We start from the raw sequence: 24,691 nt of genomic DNA on the forward strand, positions 1-24,691 counted from the left end.
GAAGTTTTCCTAGTGACGCTACCGCAGCGCGCCCCTACGGCCTGTAATCGTGGTCGGGGATCTGCCGGAACGCGAGGATTTCTCGGCTCTGCGGGCTCGCCTCCGGCAGCCGGAAGATGTGGGCGACGTGGCCCTGTGGCCAGAGGCGCACGTAGTTGTCTTCACCGGCGGTCCACACGTAGGTCGCCCCCGTGATCAGGTCGTGAACTGGGAGGGATTCGCCTGGGTGCCGACCAATGGCTTCGGCGTTGACTGCGACCATACCTTCTTGGGTTGAGTGCGGATCCAAGTTGACCACCACCAGCACCGTGTTGCCGGTGACGGCGTCGACCTTGGAATAAGCAATAATCTGGTCGTTGCCTACCTCGTGGAAGCGGATTTGCCGCAGTTGCTGCAGGGCGGGGTTTTCGCGGCGAATTGTGTTGAGCAAAGTGATGTAGGGTTCTAAGGATTCGCCGCGCTGCGCCGCGGCTGCAAAGTCGCGCGGGCGCAGCTCGTATTTCTCCGAGTCGAGGTATTCTTCGCTGCCCGGTTTGACCGGCTCGGACTCGTAGAGTTCGTAGCCGGAGTACACACCCCACAAGGGGCTTAAAGTTGCGGCCAAGGTGGCTCGGATGGCGAAGGCGGCGGGGCCACCGTTTTGCAAAGAGGCATGCAAAATGTCAGGGGTGTTGACAAAAAGGTTGGGGCGGGAGACGTCGGCGACGGTGACAAGCATCTGTGTAAAGTCGGTGAGCTCATCTTTGCTTGTTTTCCACGTGAAGTGGGTGTAGGACTGCGAAAAGCCTGCCTTGGCCAGCCCGTACATGCGCGGCGGGCGGGTGAAAGCCTCAGCGAGGAAGATCACCTCGGGATGGGTTGTATGGACCTTCGCAATGAGCCAGTGCCAGAAGTTGACGGGTTTGGTGTGTGGGTTGTCCACCCGGAAGGTGGTAATTCCCAGGTTCACCCAGTACATGAGGACGCGGTAGATCTCGTCGTACAAAGCCTCAGGCGCGTTGTCAAAGTTGATTGGGTAAATGTCTTGGTACTTCTTCGGCGGGTTTTCGGCGTAGGCGATGGTGCCGTCGGCTAAAACGGTGAAGAACTCGGGGTGCTCGTGTGCCCATGGGTGATCCGGTGCGGCCTGCAGGGCAAAATCGAGGGCGATTTCAAGGCCCAACTCCTTGGCGTGCTCCAGCATGCTGAGGAACTCTTTTTCGCCGCCGAGCTCAGGGTGGAAAGCGTCGTGGCCGCCATCTTCGGACCCCACTGCCCACGGCGAGCCTACATCGCCAACCTCGGGGGTCAACGTGTTGTTGCGCCCCTTGCGGTTAAGCGTGCCAATTGGGTGAATAGGCGGAAAATAGACAGTGTCGAAACCCATCTCGGCAACGCGGTCTAGGGCCTTGGCGGTGCTGTCCCAGGTGCCGTGGACGGGGGCGCCGTTGGCGTCGACCCCTCCGGTGGAGCGGGGGAAAAGCTCATACCAGGAGTTGACCAGTGCCTCCCGGCGCTCCACCAGAATGTCGCAGACGGGGCCCTGGGTTACTTGTTCGCGTAGCGGATAGGCCTCCAACACCTCGATGACCTCCTCGCTTAAGGCTGGGGTAATGCGCTCGGCGAGTCCACGCGAGTCATCGGCGAGGGCTGTAGCGGCCGCGTGGAGAAGTCCTCGCTCGGTGGCCGGGGTTTGCGCTGCCGCCGCCTCAAACAGCTCCACGCCGTGAGCGATGTCGTTGGCCAGCTCTGCGTCGGACTGGCCGGCGTTGAGCTTTTTGGTGATGGCGTTGCGCCACGTCGCCATGACGTCGCTCCAGGCGTCGACGCGGAATCTCCACAGGCCTTCGGTGTCCGGCACGAACACCGCGTGGACGTAGTCGGGGCGGTGGCGTTCTTGCTGCATATGCACCGAGAACTGCTCGCCGTCGGGCTGCATGATCACTAGGGTGGCGGCGACGGCATCGTGGCCTTCGCGCCAGACCAGCGCCGAGATGGGGACGACCTCTCCCACAACTGCCTTGGAGGGAAGGGTGCGCCCGGAGACCTGTGGGCGAACGTCGTCAATGCCAAATCGTCCAATCATCAGGGGAAGGTGTCCTTACCGGAAGCGGGGGCCATGTACTCCCTCTAATTTAGCCACTTGGGCACCGGCGCGCCGGGGTCCACCGCAGCAAGAAATTTTGCGCCAAGATAGAGGGCGTGAGTGCGAACGAGACCAAGACCCAGAAACCTTCGACTGACCCGGATCTTATGATCGATTTCCAGGGCGTCGAGTTTATCCGCGGCGGCAACACGCTGGTGGGTCCGGTCGACTGGCAGGTCGAGCTGGATGAGCGCTGGGTGGTCATTGGCCCCAATGGGGCGGGCAAGACGACCCTGATCCGGATGGCTGCTGCGCAGGAGTTTCCTTCCGCTGGGGTTGCTTTCGTGTTGGGCGAGCAGCTCGGGCGAACTGACATGCGTGATTTGCGGCTAGCCATTGGCGTGACCTCCTCGGCGCTTGCCCAGCGTGTACCGGGCAACGAGAAGGTGAAAGACCTCGTTGTTTCCGCCGGTTACGCCATCGTGGGTCGGTGGCGCGAGGAGTACGATGAGGTGGATTATGAGCAAGCCCTCGATGTGCTTGAGCAAGTCGGTGCGATGCACCTGATGGAGCGTACGTGGGGCACGCTTTCCGACGGCGAACGCAAACGCGTCTTGATAGCGCGGGCCATTATGACCAACCCGGAGTTGCTCATTATGGATGAGCCTGCCGCCGGTATGGACTTGGGCGGGCGTGAGGATTTGGTGGGCTACCTGGGCGATCTTGCGCTTGATCCTGATGCCCCGGCGATCGTCATGATCACCCACCACTTGGAGGAGATCCCGCTCGGCTTTACCCACGCGATGCTTCTCGACGAAGGGGCAGTCGTCGCCCAGGGCCTGATCGAAGATGTGTTGACCTCCGATAACGTTTCGAAGGCCTACCACCAGCCCATTGAGGTCACCTACAGCGATGGACGTTTCGCCGCGCGCCGGGCGCGACGCGGCGGTTCGCATCGGCGTTAGGGCAACTGTGCGCCAGCCGGTGAAGCAAAAGCGATAGCCTGTGAGGTGGGCCCGCGCAGCGCGGGTGCCGCCGAAACGGTATGTGGTTGGGGAGGTGAGCACCCATGGTTGCTTATCGCCGTGACACGAAGGACGAGATTGATCCCTTCGACATGGCGGGGTATCAAGGTGCCCGCCTGGCTAGCACGGTGATCCTCACCAGGGATGGATCTGGCGGCCTAGAAGTCTGGATGCAAGAGCGAGTTTTGACCATGCGCAACTTTCCCGGAATGACCGTCTTTCCTGGAGGTGGGGTAGACAGCCGCGATTTTCCGGGCAGGGTCTGGGACGACGGTGAGTTGTGGGTTGGTCGCTCCGCAATTTCATTGGCTCGCCAGTTGGGGGTGACTAAGTACAAAGCACATGCGTTGCTTTTTGCGGCGGTGCGCGAACTTTTCGAGGAAACAGGCACACTGTTCGCCGTCGACGACGACGGCAACTTGCTTCGCGACGCCAGCGATTACCACAAAGAGCGCCTCAAGCTGGAGTCCCACGAGCTGTCTTTGACCGACGTGCTTCGGGCGTTTAACCTCAACGTCCACGCCGACCTCATTTACCCTTATGCGCGGTGGGTGGGCCGTTCTGAGAGGGGCACGCTTTTCGACGTCTTTTCGTGGCTTGCTGTCGCCCCCGATGGTCAGGAACCTGATGGTGCGACAGGGGAGGCGGATGACGCGAACTGGTTTTCGCCTCAGTTGCTAATCGATGGCTGGCGCGCAGGTCTGGTGCGCTTAGCGCCGGCTACCTGGGCGCAGTTGGTGGATTTGAGCGCTTATTTAAGCGTTGCTGATTTGTTAGATGCCGTCCGCGACGCGAGCATCAGCCCGATCGTGGGTGATCCAGTCAACCACCCGCGCTTCCGGGAGTATTTCCTGAACCCTCCCATCGACAGGATCGGTCGCCCTCATGGCATTTAGTGTCACTGAAGTCGATCAGCTTTTTGCACGGGCCGAAGAAATCGCTGACATGCAGCATCAGTTCACTTTGAGCAAGGGGAGACTTTTTGCTGACCGCGCGCTCGCCCAGGAACATTTCGGCGATTTGGCCCGGGCCGTGCTGGAACTCGTCGGGGCGCGGCGCAGTGCGGAAAGTAAATTTCCCGCCCACTGGCTCGCCGACTCGGATTCTGCCCAGCAGGCCACCCCGGCCGCCGTTGCTGAGGTGCGCGTTGAAAGGCTGCACCAAGCAGGTATCGCTTTCATCCACGACGTGACCTGCTCTATTGGCACGGAAGCGCGGGCCGCGATTTCCCGAGGCATGAGCTGGTTGGGCTCCGACCTGGACGCAGCGCGACTGCGTATGGCGAGGTACAACCTCGGCGCTGGTGCTTGGCTGGCGCGGGCGGACGCGCTCGCCCCGGTTACTTCGCTGCGCACCGGCACCGCCGTGGTGGCCGATCCTGCGCGCCGGGTCGAGGGACGCCGCATCACCGACCCCGCCAAGCTCAACCCACCCCTGCCCGCACTGATCGAGGCCTGCAACGGGCGCGAACTAGCGGTCAAATGCGCCCCCGGCATCGATTACTCTCAGTGGGAAGGCCTGGTCAGTGTTGTTTCCCTGCGCGGCGGGGTGAAAGAGGCTTGCCTGTATAGCCCCGGTCTTTCCGCGGGGCTGCGGCGCGAGGCTGTGGTTCTCGGTGCCCACCAGGAGCGGATAACCGATGCCGAGCCAGAAGATGTGGAGGTAGCGCCACCGGATAGTTTTATCGTTGAACCCGACGGCGCGGTCATCCGCGCCGGGCTGGTGCGCCATTGGGCGCATCGCCACGGTTTGAGCATGCTTGATAAACATATTGCTTTCCTTACCGGGCCAGCCATACCGGCGGGCTATTCGGGCTTTGCCTTCAAAGAGGCTGTGCCGTTGAAAAAACTGCGGGGCGCATTGAAGCAGCGCGGCGTGGGGGCGATTGAGATCCTTGTGCGGGGAGTGGATCTTAATCCCGACGTGCTGCGAACCCAGTTAAGGTTGAAGGGGCCTAATCAGGCAGCAGTAGTCATCGCGCGTGTCGGCGGCGGAGCAACTGCCTATGTATGCGGGCCGCGTGAATGGGGCTAGAACTCGCGGTATGCCGGTGCCGCTAAACTCCTTCGCATGGCATATTTCGATCACGCCGCGACCACTCCGATGAGGCAAAGCGCCATCGACGCTTGGGTGGAGCACGCAGGAGCCCTCAACCCCGGTGGGCAGTACAAATCGGGCCGTGCTGCGAACTGCGCACTGACGGACGCTCGCGAATCAATCGCCGCGGCGCTGGGAGCGCAACCAACAGAAGTGATCTTTGTTAGCTCCGGCACTGAGGCCGACAATGTGGCTATCCGCGGCCTTTATCGCACAGCGGTCAAGTCCAGTGGCCTGACCCGGGTGGTGTCCTCACCGATTGAGCACGCTGCCGTGCTGGAAACGGTGAAGTCCCTCGGTGCCGAGGAAGGCGCAGAGGTGAAGTGGCTTCCGGTGGGTTCCGACGGTGTCGTCGCGGATGCCGCCGTCCTTGATGAGCCGGCGGCGGTAGCGACGTGCATGCTGGCTAACAATGAGACGGGTGTGGTGCAGCCGGTGGCTGAGCTTGCGGAGCGCGCTTCGCGGGTAGGCACAGCCTTCCACGTCGACGCCGTCCAGGCCGTGGGGAAAATCCCCGTCGATTTCCACGCCCTTGGGGTGACCACGCTCGCTGCTTCGGCACATAAGTTCGGTGGGCCGCGTGGCACCGGCATCCTTTTGGCCAAACGATCCCCGGCCCCACTGCCGTTGATTATTGGGGGCGGGCAGGAGCGCGGCATTCGCTCGGGCACCGTCGATGTCGCTTCGGCGGTGGCGACAGCGGTGGCTTTGGCGGAGGCAGTAGAGGAGATGGAGGGGGAGCGGGAGGTCGTCGACAAGCTTCGCACGAAGCTGATTCGCGGCATCATTGAGAACGTGCCGGAGACTACCGTGACCGTTGACGGCAACGTGCTGCCAGGCCACGTGCACTTTTTGTTCCCTGGGGCGAGCGGCGACGCAATGATCATGCTGCTCGACAGCAAAGGAATCGAAGCCTCAACGGGCTCTGCATGCTCGGCTGGGGTAAGCCGAATGAGTCACGTGCTTGATGCGATGGGGGTAGGCACGCGCGAGGGGATGGGGGCGCTGCGTTTAACGCTGGGCCGCACGACGACCGAAGAGGAGGTGGACTTTCTCATCCGCGAGCTGCCCGCGATTGTTGAACGGGCTCGGGTCGCCGGCGCCCTCTAGCACCCCATGTTACTAGTGTGATTTATGTTGTTTGTGTGTTAGGTGTTGTTTAAGTTGAAAACTGGGTTACACTGCCTACCATGCACATGAACCACAAAGTTCAGACCATCACCGCCGCCCTCGTTGCGGCCCTTGTAGCAACCGCCTTGGCAGTCGCCGTTCCCTTCAGCCCAACCCGTAACACCAACGCCGGAGCACAACCCATCGCCGACCTCGTCCAAGGCGTTGATGTCGCAGGACACCAGCGCCCAGACGGACGCCAGATCGACTGGCGGACCGTCGCCGGGCCCGGCGGCCAGCACTTCGCCTTCGTCAAGGCGACGGAAGGAGTGGGCTGGAAAAACGTCTACTACGACGAAGACGCCCGCCTTGCCCGCGAGGCAGGACTCGCCGTAGGCGCCTACCACTATGCCCGCCCCGCCAAGGATCCGGTGGCCCAAGCTCACGACTTCGCCGCCGCAATCAACGCAGGCCCAGAGCTCAATCTCCCACCCGTTCTCGACCTCGAAGTCGACGAAGGTCTCAACCCCGCGGCCCTCGCCGTATGGACACAGACCTTCCTGACCGAAGTCGAGCGCGCCACAGGCAAAAAGCCCATGGTGTATACCTACCGCTACTTCTGGTACGAGCGCATGAACAACACCAACGCTTTCACCGGCTACCCGTTGTGGCTGGCCGCCTACCAAAACCAAGCTCCGCGCCCAGTCGGCGGCTGGGACAAAGTTTCGGTATGGCAGCGCAGCGACGCCGGACGCATCGCCGGAGTCAGCACCCCGGTTGACCACAACATCTTCAACGGCGACATCAGCGCCTTCCACAACTTCGTCGGTGGCGACCTCACCGCCGGTGGCGGAGTCCTCGAGAGCTTCCAGGCACCCGAGTCGGGAGAACTGGCAGTTTTGGCCCAAGATAACACCGCCCTGGTGGTGGCCATCCTCGCTCTTGCAGCCGGTATCCTCGCCGCGCCGCAACTTGCTCAGGCGGCCGAGCAGGTGGGATTTAACAACTTTGACGCTGAGAACATCACCAACTCCGTGCGCGATTTGGTTGCCAGCGGTGAGCTGCCCGTCGAGGACCTGCGCACGATGATGATCGGCGACTACTCCGTCGGTGACCTGCTAATCCTGCTTCACAACGCCTCCGCCTAACTTTGTGGCAACCGCGAGATAAGCCCCGAGGGGGATTATCTCGCGGCGTTGACGTGCTCGCCTGAAATCCTCGGGCTATTTCCCATCCACGAGTGAAGTTGCACATGGTTGTACCGGTAGCGCCCGCGTCTGTTTGCTCCCCGGCTGCGCGGGTGTTGCTGTAGCGATGGCGCAGTTCAGCGTCGCAGATCTCGGCCTTACTTAGCTCAACTGCCAACCCACAAAGCGCAAGAGCGCATCTTATCGTTCATGGCAGAGTTGGCTTGCCAACCTCCACACTGGTTGGCGTGGGGCGCAGATCCTGCCGCTTTTTTCACAGCGCAGCCCACGTGCCCACCGAAGTAGCGCTGCGATTTAGCGACGTCAACCGCGCGCAGTTCAGAATCGAGCCCGACGTCCGTACGCTGCGGTGAATAATCCGCAACGACAGCTCTGAAGACGTATCTCGCCCACAAATCCAGCGCGGCGTCGAATCGAGACCGCACCGTCAACCACGTCGCTCGCGGCTCCTATCGGGTCAGCTTTCCAACCGCAGCCGCCTTCCAAACCACGGAATTGTTAAGGATCGTGGCGTGCTAGCGCCGGTGCCCGGCGCAAAAGATCGCGCACCCACTGCATGGACTTGAGATGAGCGGGCACAGCCCCTTTAAGCAGGTCACGGGTCAGTGGGGGGCTCGCTTCTACCGGGTGGTTGGCACCGATGAGCACAAGGTTTCCATAACGGCGACCTTTTAGCATGGGAGGATCTGCGATGACACCCACGTACGGCCACACTTCAACCATTCCCGCCAATTCCTCACGCGCTTCCTTCAGGTCGCTGTGCGAGCCACAGTTGGCCACGTAGACGCCGTTGTTGCTCAAACTCAACTTCGCCGCCGCGTAAAACTCCACTGTGGTTAGGCTCCGCGGGGTCAGCGCGGAGCTGAACACGTCCCGGATTATCACATCGCGGGTGGCGGGTTTAAACCCGAAGGTTTCTTCGCGGGCGTCGCCGACCCTAATTTTGACAGCCGGGGCCCGAGGAACGTCGAACAGCTCGCGTGCAAGAACGGCAAGCTTAGAGTCGATTTCAACCACCGTGTTCCGGCTGCCAGTCCACGCTGCCGCAAAGTAGCGCGCCAGTGTGCAGGCGCCGCCGCCGAGATGCGTCAGGCGCGGTTTGTCGAAGGTGGTTTCGTGGTCGAGGAAAGAGGCAATCCAGCGCATGTACTCAAAATCGAGGCGAAGCGGGTCGCCTGGCACAACGTGCGAGCTTGGCACCCCGTTGACCAGTAGAACCATGGAGCCGTCGGGTTCAGTGAAGATTTCGGCGACACCTGTGTCGATCTCATGGAACTCGCTTTGTGAGGCCATGGACAGCGAGAGTACACTGCCGCGGTATGCGCGTTTTGGTTGCTATGAGCGGGGGAGTCGACAGTTCCGTGGCGGCCGCTCGACTTGTCGAAGCCGGCCACGACGTCGTCGGTGTCCACCTAGCCCTGTCGCGCGACGCCCAAGCCACCCGGGAAACAGCGCGCGGCTGCTGCTCCTTGGAGGACTCAGCTGACGCACGGCGCGTCTGCGACAAGTTGGGCATTCCCTTCTACGTGTGGGACTTCTCAGAGCGCTTCCAAGAAGAAGTCATTGACAACTTCGTCTGGTCCTACCAACACGGCGAAACCCCCAACCCATGTTTGAGGTGCAACGAGAAAATTAAGTTTGCAGCCTTGTTGGAACGCGCTCTAGCCCTGGGTTTCGACGCAGTAGCCACCGGCCACTACGCCATCGTCGACAGCGAAGGCAACTTACGGCGCTCCACAGACCCGAACAAAGACCAGTCCTACGTCCTCGGAGTGCTCAACCGCCGCGAGCTCGACTCCTGCATATTCCCAGTCGGCGACACCGAAAAGCCCCAGATCCGCGCGGAGGCAGCCCGCCACGGCTTCGCCACGGCCCACAAGCCCGATTCCTACGACATCTGTTTCATTCCTGACGGCAACACCCAGGCGTTTTTGGGCAAAAGTATCGGCATGCGTCCGGGCCTCATCCGCGATCAAGACGGCACGACACTCAAAACCCACGACGGGGCGTTCCAGTACACGATCGGGCAACGCCGCGGCCTGGACTTGCGTGAACCCGCCGCCGACGGCAAACCGCGCTACGTCACTGCCATCGACGCCGAAACAGGGGATGTGACCGTAGGTCCGCGCGAGGCGCTGAAAGTCCATGAGATCCGCGCCGACCGGCTCAAGGTCTTGCATGAGGCGATGAGCGGCACCTTTGAAGCGCTCGTGCAGGTGCGCGCCCACGGTGGTGTGGTGGGCTGTCGCGCCACGATCGAAGGCGATGAGATGGTGCTTGCCTTGCATGAGCCGCTCGAAGGTGTCGCTCCCGGCCAGGCCGCAGTGATCTACCTGCCGGACCCGGATGGGCGCGGAGACATAGTGCTCGGATCTGGAACCATTCTCGCGCGACGAGACAACAAAGCACACGGGTAATCTGCAGTCATGGCGTCAATACCCACGTCAGGTTCCACCGCATTCGGCTTAGGGGAGCTGCCCGGAACGGACCTGCGGCAGGCCGCGGACGTGGTCATTAGCGAATCCCCGTTGCCGCATCTCCCGCAGCTACCCGCCCGCGGAATCGGCTTCGATGCGATCGGACGCACCGCCGCGCTTGTCCCCATCCCCATCGACCGCGGCCCCCGCGGGTGGCGCGTGTCCAGCCAGCACCGCACGGTGCGCGACCACATGCCACGAGACTTGGACGAGTTAGAAGGCTACTGGGGCAAGGTGGATACGTTGAAGGTGCAGGTGGTGGGGCCGTGGACGCTCGCTGCAGAGGTGGAGATGAAAAACGGCCACCGCATGATCACGGACCCGGGAGCGTTGCGCGACATCACCGAAGCGCTGGCCGAGGCCGTCAATGAGCACCTTCAGGACGTGGCCCGCCGCTTCAGCGCACGAACCGTGCTCCAGCTCGACGAGCCGAGACTTGGCCAAGTGATGCGCGGCGAGCTGCGCGGCGCCACCCGTTACCACGACATTCCGGCAGTTCCGGAGCCATTGGAGCGCCTCGAACCGTTCGGCGATTTCCTCCTACACACCGATGCACTGGTGGAAACTGACTGGCTCACTGTCGATGTGGCGGCAGCCACCCAGACCCAGCAAAAGGATGCCCTGGCACGACTTATCGAAGGCGGTACTCGCTTGGCGGTGGCCCCAGTTGAGCCGTCGCAGTTGTGGCGCTTTTTCGATGACGTCCAGATCGATCCCGCCAGCGTCAACATCGATGTGTGGGCGCGGCCCGCCACCACTCTTGTCGGCGCCGCCAGCAACTACAAACAGGCCCGCGAGATGTCCGAGGGCTTGCTGTGAACACGAACCTAACCAATCATGGGCCAGGACAGGTTGAAGTCGCTCACGTCCCGGCCCTGGCCCTGAAAATACTTCTTTAACCCTAAAGCGTTGTTGTAGAACTCGACGGCCTGATACTCCATCAGCTCCCCGACGTCCATCTGCGCTAACTCCGGCCACACACGCACCTGCTTCCAGGCGATACGGGCTGCCGCCATCGCATCGGCGGTCGCCTCGTGTGCGTTGTCCAAGCGCACCCCGTAGTGGGCAGCCATATCGGTCAGGGTGCGCTTACCGCGGCGGCGGCGGTCCTTGGCGCGGTCGATTACCAAGGGGTCGTAGACGGGGCCGGTGACAGTGAAATCGCCCGTTAGGGCGCGCAGCACCGAAAGATCGTAGGGAGCGTTGAACACGATTAAGGTCAGGCCGTCATCCCACCCCTTTTTGATGCTGTCGACCGTTTTGTTCAGCACCTCCTCGTGCGGGCGGCCCTCAGCGCGGGCTTTCTGCGTGGTGATCCCGTGGATCTTCGCGGCAGCTTCGGGGATGTCCACACCGGGATCGGCGAGGTCTTCGGTGAAGGAAACCTCGGGGCCGTCGATAAGCACGAGCGCCGAGGTGACGATGCGCGCTGTGGCGGGATCAGTAGAGGTTGTCTCGAGGTCGAAAGAAAGCATGCGTGAGGCGTCGAAGGTGGCCATGAGCCGTATTTTAGTTGGTGGGGTACACATGTCGGGCGGGTCGCTAAGCTTTAAAGGCATGACTGACATCTCGCCTGATCTTCGACGCCAGTGGGAAGAACTTGCCGACAAGGTGCGCCATCACAGAAACCTTTACTACAACGCTCAGCCGGTGATTTCGGACGCCGAATTCGACTTGCTGTACCAGTCTTTGCAAAAGCTGGAAAAGGACCACCCGGAATTGGTGGTACCGGATTCACCGACCTTGCAGGTAGGTGCACCAACGTCGAGTGCGTTCGCGGACGTGGCTCACCTTGAGCGCATGATGAGTCTCGATAATGTCTTTTCCCGCGAGGAGCTTGCGCATTGGTTGGACAAAACTCCCGGTCCTTATTTGACGGAGCTTAAAATTGATGGGCTTTCGATTGACTTGGTTTTTGAAAATGGCTTGCTCATCCGCGCCGCGACGCGCGGTGACGGCACGGTGGGCGAGGACATCACCGACAACGCCAGGGTCATTCCAGACATCCCGCACAAGCTAAAGGGTGATTTCCCGCCGCTTCTTGAGGTGCGCGGCGAGGTGTTTATTCGCCCCGAGGATTTCCCTGCGCTCAACGAGCTGCGCCAGAAGGAAGGCGGCAAACCTTTCGCTAACCCTCGCAATACCGCGGCGGGAGGTTTGCGTCAGAAGAACCCGGAGGATGTAAAGAAGCGCAAGCTGCGCATGATTTGCCACGGCATCGGTGCCCGCGAGGGTTTTGAGCCGCAGACTCAGTATGAGGCTTATGAAAAGCTCAAGAGTTGGGGGTTGCCCGTCTCGGAGTACACCCGCCGCGCTGAGACCGCGGACGAGGTCCACGAGGCGGTTGCTTATTGGGCGGAGCACCGCCATGATGCTATCCACGAAACGGATGGGCTGGTGATAAAGGTAGACAACGTCGAGCAGCAGCGCCGCCTCGGCGCGACATCGCGGGCGCCGCGATGGGCGATCGCCTACAAGTACCCGCCGGAGGAGGTCACCACGACCTTGCTTGACATCCAGGTATCTGTGGGGCGCACGGGGCGCGCAACTCCGTTTGCGATTCTCAAGCCAGTGCTGGTGTCAGGGTCAACAGTGTCCTTGGCTACTTTGCATAATCCAGACGAGGTCAAGCGCAAGGGTGTGCTCATTGGTGACACTGTGGTTGTGCGCAAGGCTGGTGAGATCATCCCCGAGGTGTTGGGTCCTGTCGCTGACCTTCGCGACGGCACCGAGCGTGAATTCATTTTTCCGGACAACTGCCCGAGTTGTGGAACGAAACTTGCGCCGGCACGCGAGGGTGACGCCGACTGGCGCTGCCCCAATACCCGTTCCTGCCCGGCGCAGCTAGCGCAACGGCTGAAGTACCTTGCTGGTCGTGGAGCTTTCGATATTGAGGCGCTCGGTGAGAAGGGTGCGATTGATTTGACGAGCCGGGGCATCCTTGCTGACGAGGGTGATCTTTTTGACCTGACGGAGGATCGACTTGAGCTCTCGGAGTTGTATACGAATAAGGCAGGCAAAGTGAACTCCAGCGGGCGCAAGCTTTTGGATAACCTCGCTACTGTCCGTGAGACCGATTTGTGGCGTGTGATCGTCGCTTTGTCGATCCGCCACGTTGGGCCCACTGCCGCTCGCGCGCTCGCTGCGCGCTACAAGAGCATGGACGCGCTTGTCGACGCCCCCGTTAACGATTTGGCCGAAACTGATGGCGTCGGTATGGTTATTGCCGAGTCTTTTAAGGACTGGTTCGAGGTGGATTGGCACCGAGAAATCGTGCGTAAGTGGCGTGAGGCTGGGGTGAGCATGCAGGATTCCAACGAGCAAGCAACTTCGCTTACTTTGGAGGGTTTGACGGTGGTTGCGACTGGAAAACTCGAAAATTTCACCCGCGATGAGGTGAAAGAAGCGATCCTGTCGCGCGGCGGGAAGGCTGCCGGGTCGGTGTCGAAAAACACCGACTATGTTGTTGTGGGTGAAAAGCCCGGGTCCAAGGCAGCCAAAGCCGAGGAGTTGGGCGTGCGCGTCTTGAATGAGCAGGAGTTCATTCAGCTTCTGGAAACGGGCACGGTGTAGAACGGGCACGGTGTAGAACGGGCACGGTGTAGAGCGGGCCCTGGTGTTAGGCGGAGGCGAGTCGCGCTGCGCTGATGCCCACCAGCACTGCTGCCGCGGCGGCTATGGCCAGCCACAGGAGGTAAGGAAGCGCCGTGTTCCACGGGGTTGTCTGGGAGACGAGGATTAATACTCCCGCGGTCACGGCTGTGTTGAACAGTTCCTTGCCTGGTGTGAGTTTCCGGCGCGCAACGGTTACTGCAGTGAGCGTGAGCATGAGCAGCATGATTATCACTTGGATCATGGTTTGTTTTCCTTCCCTGTGCCTGGGGTGCGAAGCAAGGCTGCACCGATAACCTCCACACCCAAGGGTGTATTGCCGGCGACGAAAGCCGCGCGCTTCGGGTCTGCCGGATCCCACACGATGACTGTGCTAAAGCCCCCGGTCCCGCCGTTGTGGTAGGGGTATTCTGTGCCGTCAATTTCCCGCTCGAGCCAGCCGTCGTCGGGCCTGCCGTGGTCTGCGACCCACGCAACGTACTTTGCCATGTCGGTGGCTGTGGAGCGGATCGCGCCGGCCGGCGCCCAACCGTCCATGTCCCAGGGCTTTGCTGCACGCCCATCGGTTCTGCGGCCGCGCGGGGCGTCGTCGACAGTGCCCGGTGCGGCAAGGTAAGTCTCGCTCATCCCGGCGGGCTCGAAGATCCGGGTGCGCAGCATCGCTTCGTAGGAGCTGCCGGTGTGCAAGGCGAGCAACTGGCCGAGCAACGCTTGGCTGTAATTCGAGTAGTTGTACTCGCCACGGCCTTTGAGCGTTGCGTCCTTGGCGGAGTCCAAGATTTGTTGTGGGGTGTCGCGGCGGTAGGGGTTGCCGCCGTCGCGCACTCGGGCGGTGAGCAGTTCGACTGTGGTGATGGATTCGATGGTGTCAAGGCCCGCGGTGTGGTTTAGCAGTTCGCCGATGGTGACGTCGGCGATGGGGGTGTCGTTGACCTCGTAGAGTTCACCGACGGTGGTTTCAACAGTGAGCTGTTTTTCCTCCACGAGTTGGCGCACGAGCTCCGCGTTGAACGTCTTTGTCAGCGAGCCGATCTCGACTTCGGTGTGTTCATCGGCGCCCAGCCCGCCGAAGGTGACCTCGCCGTTGTCGTAGATGAATGCAGTAAGGTCGTGGTGGCCTTTGGCGGCTTCGTCGGTGAGGGTAGCCGAGATTGTTTCTGAGCCGGTGGATTCGCTAGATAGGTTAAGGGGAAGTGGCCCGAAAGCGAGGAGTATGCCAGCGGTGGCCAGGCCGGCCGCGGCGCCGATGATTGCCTGTTTCATCAGTGTGCCTCCGCTGCGGTGATGATTGTCATTAGGGCGATCACGCGGGATGGGGGCACGGAGTATGCGCCGTTGGCTTTGGTTACCCAGCCGCCGGCTTGCAGCTCGTTGAGGTGGTGGTAGGCGGTTCCCATTGAGGAGACTACTCCGGCTGAGACTAGTTTGGCTGCTGTCGCGGGATCGCACAGTACGTACCGCAGGATTTCGCCGCGGACGGGGTGGGCGAGGGCAGCGATGCGGCCGATTTGTTCTTCCCATGTGTTGTCGGTGATCCAGTGGGTGGGTCGTGCCCATTGGTACGTGGCGATCTGTTTGCCCACGGCCACGGATCCGCCGAAGGTTACGGCGCCGTCTGGCAGTTCGGGGTTGTTATTGATGGGGGAGATGATGTCGGGCAGACCCTCGACGAGGGAGGGAGGGGAGTGGAGGAGTTGTTTTTCTAGCTTGTCGACGCGTTCTTCGAGCGTGCTCAGGCGATCAAGGAGTGTAAGATCCATACACTCTATAATTCCAGAATTTTAAAAAGTTGACAATGGTGGGGTGTTGTCAAATTTCATTTCCGCAGCATCGCCCCGATGATCGTTCCCAAATCGCCCACTTGCTTGACCTCGGAAGCCAAAAAATCCGGGCCGCCGATCCTTCCGACGATCAGCACCATGTTCGTGCCGGTCAAAGGGCACGCAGCAAGGGTTGTGTCCAGCAGCCACCACGGCTGAGGCACCCAGTCATCAGACTCAGGTTGCAAAATACGAGCGGCGTCGACACCGTGCATGACCGGCGAGGATCCGTCGTCGCCCGGAGCTGCCTGGGAGGCGGCGACGCGCACCAAACCTTCTCCGGTGTCTTCCAATGCAACAGCCCACGAGGAGGTCATCGCCTGGGGCATGACGGAGACAAGCTCCTCCATCGCGGAGTGGACGTTTTTTGTCTGCGAAGCGATCCGGGCGAGCATCTCGATCTGCCCGCGTCGATCCACCCGCCCGGTGAAGGGACGGATGCTGTCTACTTCCACGCCGTCGACGCTGGCGGCGGCGGTAATGAGGGCGTCGACAAGCGTGCCGGTAGGAAGCTCGACCACGATGTCGTCCGTGACCTCGCCGTTGCTGTCCGATTGTACGATGTCCACGGAGCGGATGTCAGCATCGATCATTCCCAGTGCCTCAGCGAGCTCGCCGAGGCTGCCCGGGGTATCGGGAAGGGTCACGCGGATCAAATAGGACATGAGCTATTTATATCACCGGGGGCTACGCGCACTCGCCCCCACTCGCTGCCCGTCACGCCCGGCGCGCGGAGGCCGTGGTTTAAGATGGTGTCGTTTTTAGGTTGCACACCGCCGAAGATTGGATTTGCATTGTCTGAAACTTCAGGGATCTCCCGCGATGAGGTCGCCCACATCGCACGACTTGCCAGGATCTCTATGGCCGAAAGTGAGCTCGACCAGCTCGCGGCCCAACTCGATGAGATCGTCGACGCGGTCTCCAAGGTCCAAAGCGTCAACACCGAAGGTGTCGAACCGATGAGCCACCCGCACTCCATCGACGCCGGCATGCGCCCCGACGTGGAAAAGAAGACCCTGACACAACAACAAGCGCTCGACCAGGCTCCCGCAGTGGAAGACGAACGTTTTGTTGTGCCGCAGATTCTAGGAGAAGGCGAGTAAATCATGACCGGTTACACGATGCCCGCCGAAGGACTCATCAGTTTGCCTGCCCACGTCCTCGCCGAGAAGATTCAAACCGGCGAGTTAACCTCACGCGAGGTCACTCAGGCATTCCTCGACCGGATCGCGGCGACAGACCAAACGCTCGGCGCTTTCCTCCATGTCGGCGCCGAAGCGGCTCTCGCCGCAGCCGATGAGGTCGACGCTCAGGTCAAGGCGGGAAACAAGCCCGCCTCCGCCCTAGCAGGAGTGCCCCTCGCGCTGAAAGATCTGCTAGTTACTACCGACGCCCCCACCACGGCCGCCTCGAAGATTCTCGAAGGCTACATGAGCCCCTACGACGCCACGGTGGTTACTCGTCTGCGTGAAGCTGGTATCCCCATTTTGGGCAAGACGAACCTTGACGAGTTCGCCATGGGATCTTCGACGGAGAACTCCGCATACAAGAACACCAAAAACCCGCACGATCTTGAAAGAACCCCGGGTGGCTCCGGTGGCGGTACCGCCGCAGCCCTCGCCTCCGGTCAAGCACCGCTCGGTATCGGCACAGATACGGGTGGTTCCATCCGCCAACCCGCGTCGTTGACCGGCACCGTCGGTGTTAAGCCGACCTACGGCGCCGTCTCGCGCTACGGCGTGATCGCCTGCGCTTCCTCCCTCGATCAGGTAGGCCCCTGCGCCAACAACGTCTTGGACACGGCGCTGCTCCACGAGATCATCGCTGGGCACGATGAATTTGACGCGACCTCCGTCGAGCGTGAGGTTGCCCCTGTTGTTGCCGCGGCGCGCGAGGGTGCTTCGGGCGACCTCAGCGGTGTGCGAATCGGTCGCATTAAGCAGTTCGACCGTCCGGGCACCCAAGAGGGTGTGAGCAAAGTTATCAACGCCGCCTTTGCTCAGCTCCAGCGCCAGGGAGCGGAGATTGTCGAGGTTGATTGTCCGAGTTTCGACGACGTGATGGGCGCTTATTACATCATCCAGATGTCCGAGGTTTCCTCTAACTTGGCCCGCTTCGATGGCATGCGTTACGGCCTGCGCGTAGGAGACGACGGCACTCGTTCCGCCGAGCAGGTCATGGCCCAAACCCGCGGCACAGGTTTCGGCTCCGAAGCCAAGCGTCGTATCCTGCTGGGCACCTATGCGCTGTCTGTTGGCTACTACGATGCCTACTACTTGCAGGCCCAGCGCGTACGCACGCTTATCGCCCGCGACTTCGAGCGTGCCTTCGAAAAAGTGGATGTGATTGCTGGGCCGACAGCTCCGCAAACCGCCTTTAAGCTCGGTGAGAAGGTCGATGACCCCTTGGCTATGTATAACTTCGACCTGTTTACTTTGCCGTTAAACCTTGCCGGCCTGCCTGGCATGTCGGTGCCTGCGGGTCAGGCCGAGGACACAAATATGCCGGTGGGTTTGCAGCTCATCGCACCGGCATTCGCGGACGACCGTTTGTACCGTGTCGGCGCGGCCTTCGAGGCGGGTCTGAACGCATAAGGGGCAGGATAGGTTAGGCTTACCTGCATGACCAATCCGTCCCGACCCGTCCGACGTGCCAGCGAAGCGAGGGTGACTAATAAAGTCCAGCTCTCCCCGGAAATGATCCGGCTGTCGCTCAACGCTCCAGGCCTCAAAGGTCAGAAGCTGGCGCACACGGACCACTACATCAAGTTTCTGTTCGTCCCCGAAGAAGCCGACTACTCGTGGCCCTTCGACTTAGCCGACATCCGCGCGACCCGGCCGCGCCATCTCCACCCCGTCACTAGGACGTACACTTTGCGCCGGGTGGACGTGGAAAGCGGGGACATGGACATAGACTTCGTCGTCCACTCAACCACCGGACTGGCCAGCTCGTGGGCGAGCCGTGCCGAAATCGGAGACGTCATCGCCTTTGTTGGACCAGGAGGCGCATGGCACCCCGAAAAGATCTACTCCCACTTCGTTTTTGTGGGTGATGAGACTGCAGCACCAGCGATTGCAGCGGGTGTTGAGAAGCTTCCGCCGGGCGCGACCGCAGATGTTTACGTGGAAATCTCCGGCGCCGGAGCCGAATTTGAGATGCCGCACGGCGAGGGGGTGAACATGCGCTGGATCTACCGCGACAATGCGCTACACGGCACGGCCTTGGCGCAGGCTGTGCGCGACGCAGGGATCCCCGACAAGCCAACCGGCTGGTTCATCCACGGTGTCGCGGAAATGGTCAAGGAAATGCGCCGCTTCCTCTTTATTGAAAACGAAGTGGAGAAAAAGGACGTCTCCATTTCCGGGTACTGGCGTTTGGGGATGACCGAAGACGACTGGCAAGCGTCGAAACGCGAGTTCGTTGCGGAGATGGAGTTACTCGAAGCCCGGGAAGGTCTGTGAGCACCTTCCGTGGAAGGTGGCCGAGAGCGAGGATAAAGTGGTGTCCATGCGACTTGCCACTTTGACCTCTGGCGGCGACTGCCCAGGACTCAACGCCGTCATCCGGGGGATCGTCCGCACCTCCAGCGCCGAGTTCGGCTCAACCGTCGTGGGCTACCTCGACGGCTGGGTTGGGCTGATGGAAGACCGCAGGATGGACCTTTACGACGACGCATTCATCGACTCCATCCTCCTGAGGGGCGGAACGATCCTCGGCACGGGGCGGCTGCACCCAGATAAGTTCAAAGCTGGCCTAGAGCAGATTAAGGAAAATCTGGCCGACGCTGAAGTCGATGCCCTCATTGCGATCGGCGGAGAAGGCACCCTCAAGGGCGCGAAGTGGCTTTCTGACAACGGTATCCCGGTCGTCGGCGTGCCAAAGACTATCGACAACGATGTCGACGCCACCGATTACACCTTTGGGTTCGACACGGCTGTGTCCGTGGCCACCGACGCGATCGACAGGCTCCACACCACAGCCGAGTCCCACAACCGTATCCTCATCGTCGAGGTCATGGGCCGACATGTCGGGTGGATCGCGCTGCACGCCGGCATGGCCGGGGGAGCGCACTATACCGTGATCCCGGAGGAGCCTTTCGACATCGCTGATATTTGCAAGGCGATGGAGCGCCGCTTTCAGATGGGAGAGAAATACGGCATTGTCGTCGTCGCTGAGGGTGCCGTGCCACGGGAAGGGACGATGGACGCAAGCCTTGGTGAGGAAGATCAGTTCGGCCATGTCACATTTAACGGAATGGGACAGATCATCGCCGACGAGATCAAAGAGCGCCTAGGCTACGACGTGCGTACCACTGTGCTCGGACACATTCAGCGCGGCGGTACTCCCACTGCTTACGACCGTGTTTTGGCCACACGTTACGGCCTGCATGCGGCCCGCGCAGCGCACGCGGGGCAATTCGGCACCTGTGTTGCCTTGCGCGGCGAGGACATTGAGCTAGTTACTTTGGAGGAATCCGTCGAACACCTAAAGCGTGTCCCGCAGCGGCGTATTGACGCCGCGCGGATCATGTTCGGTTAAGTGTGCTACTAAGACGCGAGGCCCACCCCAGCACACGCCGAAAAAGCTCGCCTCTCATCGCGCAATGGACGGCTGAAAAGCGCAGGAAACTGTCGAAGCGTAGTTTGTGCCGGATGCCACGCAGGCATCGTCCATCTTCTCCCCACCTCCCACCCGGTGAATGTGCGCCGACGAACCCCCATCGACGACGCGCACCGGATACCGGTCTGCGCTGCTTATGTGAGTATCAGCAGTGGACCGGGCGCCGGGGCCCATCCCCGAAAGACACCCTACCGAGTACGTGCAACGCGAGCAGTCCAAGGCGCAAGAAACTGCACTCATGTCCAACTATCCTGAATTACATTAGGAAAAACTATTCAACAGTTTTTCGGATAGTTTTGGCCAGATCTCGGGTGAATGGATAGGCCGGGGAGTGCTACGTCCCGGTGTGGCGGGCACTAGACTGGTGCGCATGACTGCCTATGACGTAATGGATTACGACGAGGTGCTGGAAAAATTCGACCCCGTTATGGGGCTTGAAGTGCACGTCGAACTCGCCACGGAAACGAAAATGTTCTCCACGTCTTCCGCTCACTTCGGCGCTCAACCGAACACCAATATCGATCCAGTTTCGTTGGGCTTGCCTGGTGCGCTGCCTGTGGTCAACGCGAAGGGCGTCGAGTGGGCCATCAAGATCGGCCTAGCCCTCAACTGCAGCATCGCGGAGCGTTCCCGCTTCGCACGCAAGAACTACTTTTACCCGGATCAGCCGAAGAACTACCAGATTTCACAGTATGACGAGCCAATTGCTTACGACGGCTACCTGGACGTCCAACTCGAAGACGGCACTGAGTGGCGCGTCGAGATCGAGCGGGCACACATGGAGGAGGACACGGGCAAGCTCACACACCTGGGCTCCGCCTCCGGTCGGATTTCCGGCGCTACGGCTTCATTGGTTGACTGCAACCGGGCTGGTGTACCGCTTATCGAAATTGTGACTAAGCCCATCATCGGGGCAAAAGAGCGTGCTCCCGAGGTGGCGAAGGCTTACGTCGCGGCACTTCGCGAGTTAGTCAAGGCCCTCGGAGTCTCTGATGCGCGCATGGATCAAGGCTCCATGCGTTGCGACGCCAACGTTTCCCTTCGCCCCATCGGGCAAAAGGAGTTTGGCACTCGCACCGAGACGAAGAACATCAACTCGCTGAAGTCCGTCGAGCAGGCGGTGCGATTTGAGATGATGCGCCAGGCGCAGGTCTTGGTTGAAGGCGGGGAAATTGTTCAAGAGACTCGCCATTACCAGGAAAAGGACGGCACCACGTCGAAGGGACGGCCGAAGGAGGAGGCGAGCGACTACCGCTACTTCAACGATCCGGATCTTCCTCCGGTGATTGCGAAGAAGGAGTGGGTCGAGGAAATCCGCCAGACTCTGCCGGAGCTGCCGTGGGTGCGTCGCGCGCGCATCCAAAAGGAGTGGCAACTTCCGGAAAAGGAGTTCCGTGACCTGGTAAACGCTGGTGCGCTCGACTTGGTTGCCGATACCGTCGAGGCGGGCACGACGCCCGATGAGGCCCGCGCGTGGTGGGTGTCCTACATCATGGCCAAAGCTAACGAGTTGGGCAAGGAACTCGACGCCGTAGGCATTGAGCCGGTAGATGTCGCGCGTGTGGTTGAGTTGGTTAAAGAGGGCAAGCTGACAACAAAGTTGGGGCGCCAGGCCATTGACGGCGTCATCGCCGGAGAAGGAAATGTCGACGAGGTTGTCGCGAACCGGGGCCTTGAGGTCGTGCGCGACGACGGCGCTCTTGAGAAAGCCGTCGACGAGGCGCTGGCGGCCAACCCGGATATCGTCGAGAAGTATCGTGCGGGCAACACCAAGGTCACCGGAGCTATCGTTGGTGCCGTGATGAAGGCGACGCAGGGCAAGGCCGATCCGGGCCAGGTGAACAAATTGATCGCGCAGAAGCTGTCTTAGCGGCACCCGAAAGACTCTCTTTTAGGTTCCTCCCCTGTGGGGAAGGAACCTTTTTTGGAGATCGTTTTGTTGGCCTTGCAGTCGCCCGGGTGCTTTGTGCAGGGAAAACCACTTTCGGGATTTGCTTCTAGTGCGGCACAGACCCCCTTGCTGCACGCGGTAGCAGGCGAGACTCGTCCAGGTCGGATTCGCCTCTGAGGTTTTTCGGGCGCGGGCGGGGTGCGGGAGGTTTCTGCATGGTCCGGGAGTCGGTCATGGCGTTCGGCTTGCTTGAAGTTTTCTCCTTGAGCCAAGAGCCCACCATTGCTACGATGAGCGCCATTTCGAGGTAGCCGAGCCCTGGATGGAATCAACTGATAGGGCTGTCCCAAAACAGCGTTGATTTCGTGGATTAGTGCGCTGATTTCGACACGTTCGGGCGTCAGGCGCGCTGTGTCCGTCGGCGTGGCACCACGATCCGAGTTGCAACGGCGAGGCGCCGACGAGGATTATCATTCCGGCGCTTATCGAGCAGATTTTTCCCAGGTCCCCTAGGCAAGGACGTGTCACATTGTTTCCTGCCCGGAGGCGAAGCCCGCGCCGAAAAAGAGCGCGACGAAGGCGAGGGAAACTGTGGTGGATCGTTCTATCTTGCGTCTTTTTAGGGGGGACAAGAGGTTAGGTCCACCAAGTTTTCCGGACCAGGGAGGGCCTTTCGCTGCGAAAAGTTAGCCTTTAGAAACCCGCCGGGTTTTTGACTTCTTCGCCGGGGCGTACCGGGTTCGGTGCTGTGACGTTTTCCGCGTAGGGTGCCCCGCCGAAGCGGTCACGGTCATGCGGTTGGGCCAGCCACGCCATGTCGGGGCCAGCAGGCACGACTCCGGTGGGGTTAATCTCGTGGTGCGTGATGTAGTAATGCTGCTTGATCTCCGTGAAGTCGGTGGTGTCGCCGAAGCCGGGGAGCTGATAGAGCTCTTGCAGGTACCCGCGCAGGTTGGGCATCTGCTCGATGCGGTTGCGGGAGGTCTTGAAGTGGCCGACGTAGACGGGGTCGAAGCGGATCAAGGTGGGGTAGAGATAGATATCGGCCAGCGTGATGTGCTCTCCGACGAGGTAGCGTTGCTTGCCCAGGCGCTCCTCAAGCCAGTCGAGAGCGGTCCACAGCTCGGTGTAGGCCTTTTCGTACTCCGCTTGGTCGCTGGTGAATCCGCAGCGGTACACGCCGTTGTTGACGTATTTGTAAATGTAGGAAGACACCTCGTCGATTTCCTCGCGTAGGTCCTCCGGGTAGAGGTCCGGGGCTCCTTCGCGGTGGAACTGGCGCCACTCGTCGTTGAAGTCGACAGGGATGTAACGGAAGTAGTTGGTGGCCACGCGCGAATCTTTGCCGTCCACCTCGACGATGGCTGGGACGGTGATTCCTCGCGGGTAGTCGGGGATGCGGTTTTCGTAGGCGTCCTTCAGGCGGTGCAGGCCGGTGACAGGGTCGACTTCGCCCGGGTCAACGTCAAAGACCCACGAGTCCTTGTCGTGGGTGGGCCCGGCTAGGCCCAGGGAGATTGCGTCTTCTAGTCCGAGTAGGCGGCGGGAGATGATGGTGCGGTGTGCCCATGGGCAGGCGCGGGCTGCCATGAGGCGGTAGCGGCCGGCCTCGACGGGCCAGTCGTAGGTGCCGTCGCCACGCGGGGCGGGGTCGGAGCCGGCTTCGACCTTGTGGCTAAACCGGTCCTCAATATAGTTTGTGTCACGTTCGAAGGCGCCGTCGGTGGAGGCATTTTGCGGGGCTTGGTTCCATTTGCTTTTATCCATGTCTCCTAGCATGGCGAAGAAATGATGAAGTGTCAACAACTAATGTTGGGCTTGCCCGGGGGACACGCCGAAGCAGAACCCCGTGGAACGTCTTTGCCTCGCATAGATTCAACTGTATGAATGACACAAACAGGCGAGACGTGACACCCGACGACTTCGGCGTGGAAAAGGACATCCCCGCGTACCAGCCAGCCGGAGATGCAACACAGCAAGACATCTACCAGCGCACAGGCAAGGCCGCGCCGACCGAGGTCTTTGCCTCCTCCGGGGCTCAGATCTCACCAGGTGTGTCCCAACCCGCGAACGAGACGGTGGCTATCGCGCGCGATGCAACCCAAAGCGCTGTTTCGCAAGAACCCGCCACCGTCGGTGCCTACCCGCAGTCCGCGGCGGCGCCCGACCCGAGCCTCGTTGAGCCCACGGACACTGGGTTTGAGCAATCCGCTAGCGTTGCCTCTGCGCCCCCGGCTCGCCGTGGCACGATCGATTTAGGGTTGTTGTTGCTGCGCCTCTTGCTCGGTGGTTTTTTAATCCTCGACTCCGTCAAGGTTTTCTTCCGTCTCGGCGGCTCCGAGGGCATTAATGGTTTGGAAGACGCCTTCAGGTCATACCCGGCAGGGGATGTTTTGGCCGTTGTTCTTCCCACGCTCGAACTGGCCGCTGGAGTGTTTTTGCTGCTCGGCTTGCTGTTGCCCGTCGCGGCGATGGTGGCAACAGCCGTGACAGGGTTTCTCGCCGCTCATGCTGTTGTTCAGTCGGGTCAGGCCGCAAGCGTGTTCAACTGGGATCCCTCCGTCTGGTTGGCGGTCATGCTTGTCGGTGCCAGCCTTGTTGTGCAGTTCACCGGTCCCGGCTTCTACGCGGTCGATGCTGGCCGCAGTTGGGCGCGCCGACCGCTGGCCAGCTCCTGGATTTTCGCCGTTCTCGGCATCGCCGCCGCGGTGCTGCTGTGGTGGTTCGGGGCGGGGCCAGAAAGCGCCCGGGGTGCGTAAAAGACCC

Annotated in this window: 22 protein-coding genes; 14 read left to right on the plus strand and 8 right to left on the minus strand. The window is 61.0% G+C overall.

What is annotated here, in order from left to right:
- Positions 1-34: 34 nt before the first annotated feature.
- Positions 35-2,065 carry a maltotransferase domain-containing protein gene (locus VLL26_RS02665; protein ID WP_342319579.1) on the minus strand — a complete coding sequence of 677 codons (2,031 nt, stop codon included), beginning with the start codon at positions 2,063-2,065 and terminating at the stop codon, positions 35-37.
- A gap of 167 nt (positions 2,066-2,232) precedes the next feature.
- Between VLL26_RS02665 and VLL26_RS02670 the strand changes: the two genes are divergently transcribed.
- The 5 genes from VLL26_RS02670 to VLL26_RS02690 all read left to right on the plus strand — a co-directional run bounded on the left by VLL26_RS02670 (position 2,233) and on the right by VLL26_RS02690 (position 7,445).
- Complete coding sequence (locus tag VLL26_RS02670) at positions 2,233-3,030, plus strand: ABC transporter ATP-binding protein (RefSeq protein WP_342320132.1); 798 nt, start codon at positions 2,233-2,235, stop codon at positions 3,028-3,030.
- 104 nt (positions 3,031-3,134) lie between these two features.
- Positions 3,135-3,986 (plus strand): NUDIX hydrolase, encoded by an 852-nt coding sequence (locus tag VLL26_RS02675; protein ID WP_342319580.1) that lies wholly within the window; start codon positions 3,135-3,137, stop codon positions 3,984-3,986.
- Positions 3,976-5,124: a THUMP-like domain-containing protein gene (locus VLL26_RS02680; protein WP_342319581.1), complete on the plus strand. Its 1,149-nt coding sequence runs from the start codon at positions 3,976-3,978 to the stop codon at positions 5,122-5,124. Before VLL26_RS02675 ends, VLL26_RS02680 begins: the two co-directional genes overlap by 11 nt.
- 36 nt (positions 5,125-5,160) lie before the next feature.
- On the plus strand, positions 5,161-6,297 hold the full coding sequence (locus VLL26_RS02685) for a cysteine desulfurase family protein (RefSeq protein WP_342319582.1): 1,137 nt from the start codon (positions 5,161-5,163) through the stop codon (positions 6,295-6,297).
- An 86-nt stretch (positions 6,298-6,383) separates the two neighbouring features.
- The gene (locus VLL26_RS02690; protein WP_342319583.1) at positions 6,384-7,445 is read left to right on the plus strand and encodes a glycoside hydrolase family 25 protein; all 1,062 of its coding nucleotides are present in this window, start codon (positions 6,384-6,386) and stop codon (positions 7,443-7,445) included.
- Positions 7,446-8,003: 558 nt separating this feature from the next.
- Here VLL26_RS02690 and VLL26_RS02695 read toward each other — a convergent pair.
- Positions 8,004-8,798, minus strand: coding sequence for a spermidine synthase (locus tag VLL26_RS02695; protein ID WP_342319584.1), 795 nt, complete (start codon positions 8,796-8,798; stop codon positions 8,004-8,006).
- A gap of 26 nt (positions 8,799-8,824) precedes the next feature.
- Here VLL26_RS02695 and mnmA point away from each other — a divergent pair, with 26 nt between their 5' ends.
- Positions 8,825-9,922, plus strand: coding sequence for a tRNA 2-thiouridine(34) synthase MnmA (gene mnmA / locus VLL26_RS02700; protein ID WP_342319585.1), 1,098 nt, complete (start codon positions 8,825-8,827; stop codon positions 9,920-9,922).
- Positions 9,923-9,931: 9 nt separating this feature from the next.
- Positions 9,932-10,801, plus strand: a complete 870-nt coding sequence (locus VLL26_RS02705; RefSeq protein WP_342319586.1) for a methionine synthase — start codon at positions 9,932-9,934, stop codon at positions 10,799-10,801.
- 8 nt (positions 10,802-10,809) lie between these two features.
- On the opposite strand, the gene VLL26_RS02710 is transcribed toward VLL26_RS02705, so the two are convergent.
- Positions 10,810-11,481 (minus strand): 3'-5' exonuclease, encoded by a 672-nt coding sequence (locus tag VLL26_RS02710; RefSeq protein ID WP_342319587.1) that lies wholly within the window; start codon positions 11,479-11,481, stop codon positions 10,810-10,812.
- 58 nt (positions 11,482-11,539) lie between these two features.
- Between VLL26_RS02710 and ligA the strand changes: the two genes are divergently transcribed.
- Complete coding sequence (gene ligA / locus VLL26_RS02715; protein WP_342319588.1) at positions 11,540-13,555, plus strand: NAD-dependent DNA ligase LigA; 2,016 nt, start codon at positions 11,540-11,542, stop codon at positions 13,553-13,555.
- 46 nt (positions 13,556-13,601) lie between these two features.
- Here the strand turns inward: ligA and VLL26_RS02720 are convergent, their stop codons facing one another.
- The 4 genes from VLL26_RS02720 to VLL26_RS02735 are packed head-to-tail and all read right to left on the minus strand — an operon-like array spanning position 13,602 to position 16,079.
- A complete protein-coding gene (locus tag VLL26_RS02720; protein WP_342319589.1) occupies positions 13,602-13,838 on the minus strand; it encodes a hypothetical protein in 237 nt (78 codons plus the stop codon).
- Positions 13,835-14,857: a serine hydrolase domain-containing protein gene (locus tag VLL26_RS02725; RefSeq protein ID WP_342319590.1), complete on the minus strand. Its 1,023-nt coding sequence runs from the start codon at positions 14,855-14,857 to the stop codon at positions 13,835-13,837. The genes VLL26_RS02720 and VLL26_RS02725 overlap by 4 nt, the downstream gene beginning before the upstream one ends.
- A complete protein-coding gene (locus VLL26_RS02730; protein ID WP_342319591.1) occupies positions 14,857-15,354 on the minus strand; it encodes a winged helix-turn-helix domain-containing protein in 498 nt (165 codons plus the stop codon). The genes VLL26_RS02725 and VLL26_RS02730 overlap by 1 nt, the downstream gene beginning before the upstream one ends.
- A gap of 56 nt (positions 15,355-15,410) precedes the next feature.
- Positions 15,411-16,079 carry an amino acid-binding ACT domain protein gene (locus tag VLL26_RS02735; RefSeq protein WP_342319592.1) on the minus strand — a complete coding sequence of 223 codons (669 nt, stop codon included), beginning with the start codon at positions 16,077-16,079 and terminating at the stop codon, positions 15,411-15,413.
- A gap of 129 nt (positions 16,080-16,208) precedes the next feature.
- Here VLL26_RS02735 and gatC point away from each other — a divergent pair, with 129 nt between their 5' ends.
- The 5 genes from gatC (at position 16,209) to gatB (ending at position 21,904) form a co-directional block, all read left to right on the plus strand.
- Positions 16,209-16,517 (plus strand): Asp-tRNA(Asn)/Glu-tRNA(Gln) amidotransferase subunit GatC, encoded by a 309-nt coding sequence (gatC, locus tag VLL26_RS02740; protein ID WP_342319593.1) that lies wholly within the window; start codon positions 16,209-16,211, stop codon positions 16,515-16,517.
- Positions 16,518-16,520: 3 nt separating this feature from the next.
- The gene (gatA, locus tag VLL26_RS02745) at positions 16,521-18,008 is read left to right on the plus strand and encodes an Asp-tRNA(Asn)/Glu-tRNA(Gln) amidotransferase subunit GatA (RefSeq protein WP_342319594.1); all 1,488 of its coding nucleotides are present in this window, start codon (positions 16,521-16,523) and stop codon (positions 18,006-18,008) included.
- Between the two features lie 27 nt (positions 18,009-18,035).
- Positions 18,036-18,875 carry a siderophore-interacting protein gene (locus VLL26_RS02750; protein ID WP_342319595.1) on the plus strand — a complete coding sequence of 280 codons (840 nt, stop codon included), beginning with the start codon at positions 18,036-18,038 and terminating at the stop codon, positions 18,873-18,875.
- A gap of 46 nt (positions 18,876-18,921) precedes the next feature.
- Entirely contained in the window at positions 18,922-19,953 is a 1,032-nt protein-coding gene (locus VLL26_RS02755) for a 6-phosphofructokinase (protein ID WP_342319596.1), read from the plus strand.
- 451 nt (positions 19,954-20,404) lie between these two features.
- A complete protein-coding gene (gene gatB / locus VLL26_RS02760; RefSeq protein ID WP_342319597.1) occupies positions 20,405-21,904 on the plus strand; it encodes an Asp-tRNA(Asn)/Glu-tRNA(Gln) amidotransferase subunit GatB in 1,500 nt (499 codons plus the stop codon).
- Positions 21,905-22,618: 714 nt separating this feature from the next.
- Here gatB and VLL26_RS02765 read toward each other — a convergent pair.
- On the minus strand, positions 22,619-23,692 hold the full coding sequence (locus tag VLL26_RS02765) for a glutathione S-transferase family protein (protein WP_342319598.1): 1,074 nt from the start codon (positions 23,690-23,692) through the stop codon (positions 22,619-22,621).
- Positions 23,693-23,808: 116 nt separating this feature from the next.
- On the opposite strand from VLL26_RS02765, the gene VLL26_RS02770 reads away from it, so the two are divergent.
- Positions 23,809-24,684 carry a DoxX family protein gene (locus VLL26_RS02770; protein ID WP_342319599.1) on the plus strand — a complete coding sequence of 292 codons (876 nt, stop codon included), beginning with the start codon at positions 23,809-23,811 and terminating at the stop codon, positions 24,682-24,684.
- Positions 24,685-24,691 lie beyond the last annotated feature (7 nt).

This window comes from Corynebacterium sp. BD556 (genome assembly GCF_038452275.1).
Taxonomy (GTDB): domain Bacteria; phylum Actinomycetota; class Actinomycetes; order Mycobacteriales; family Mycobacteriaceae; genus Corynebacterium; species Corynebacterium mayonis.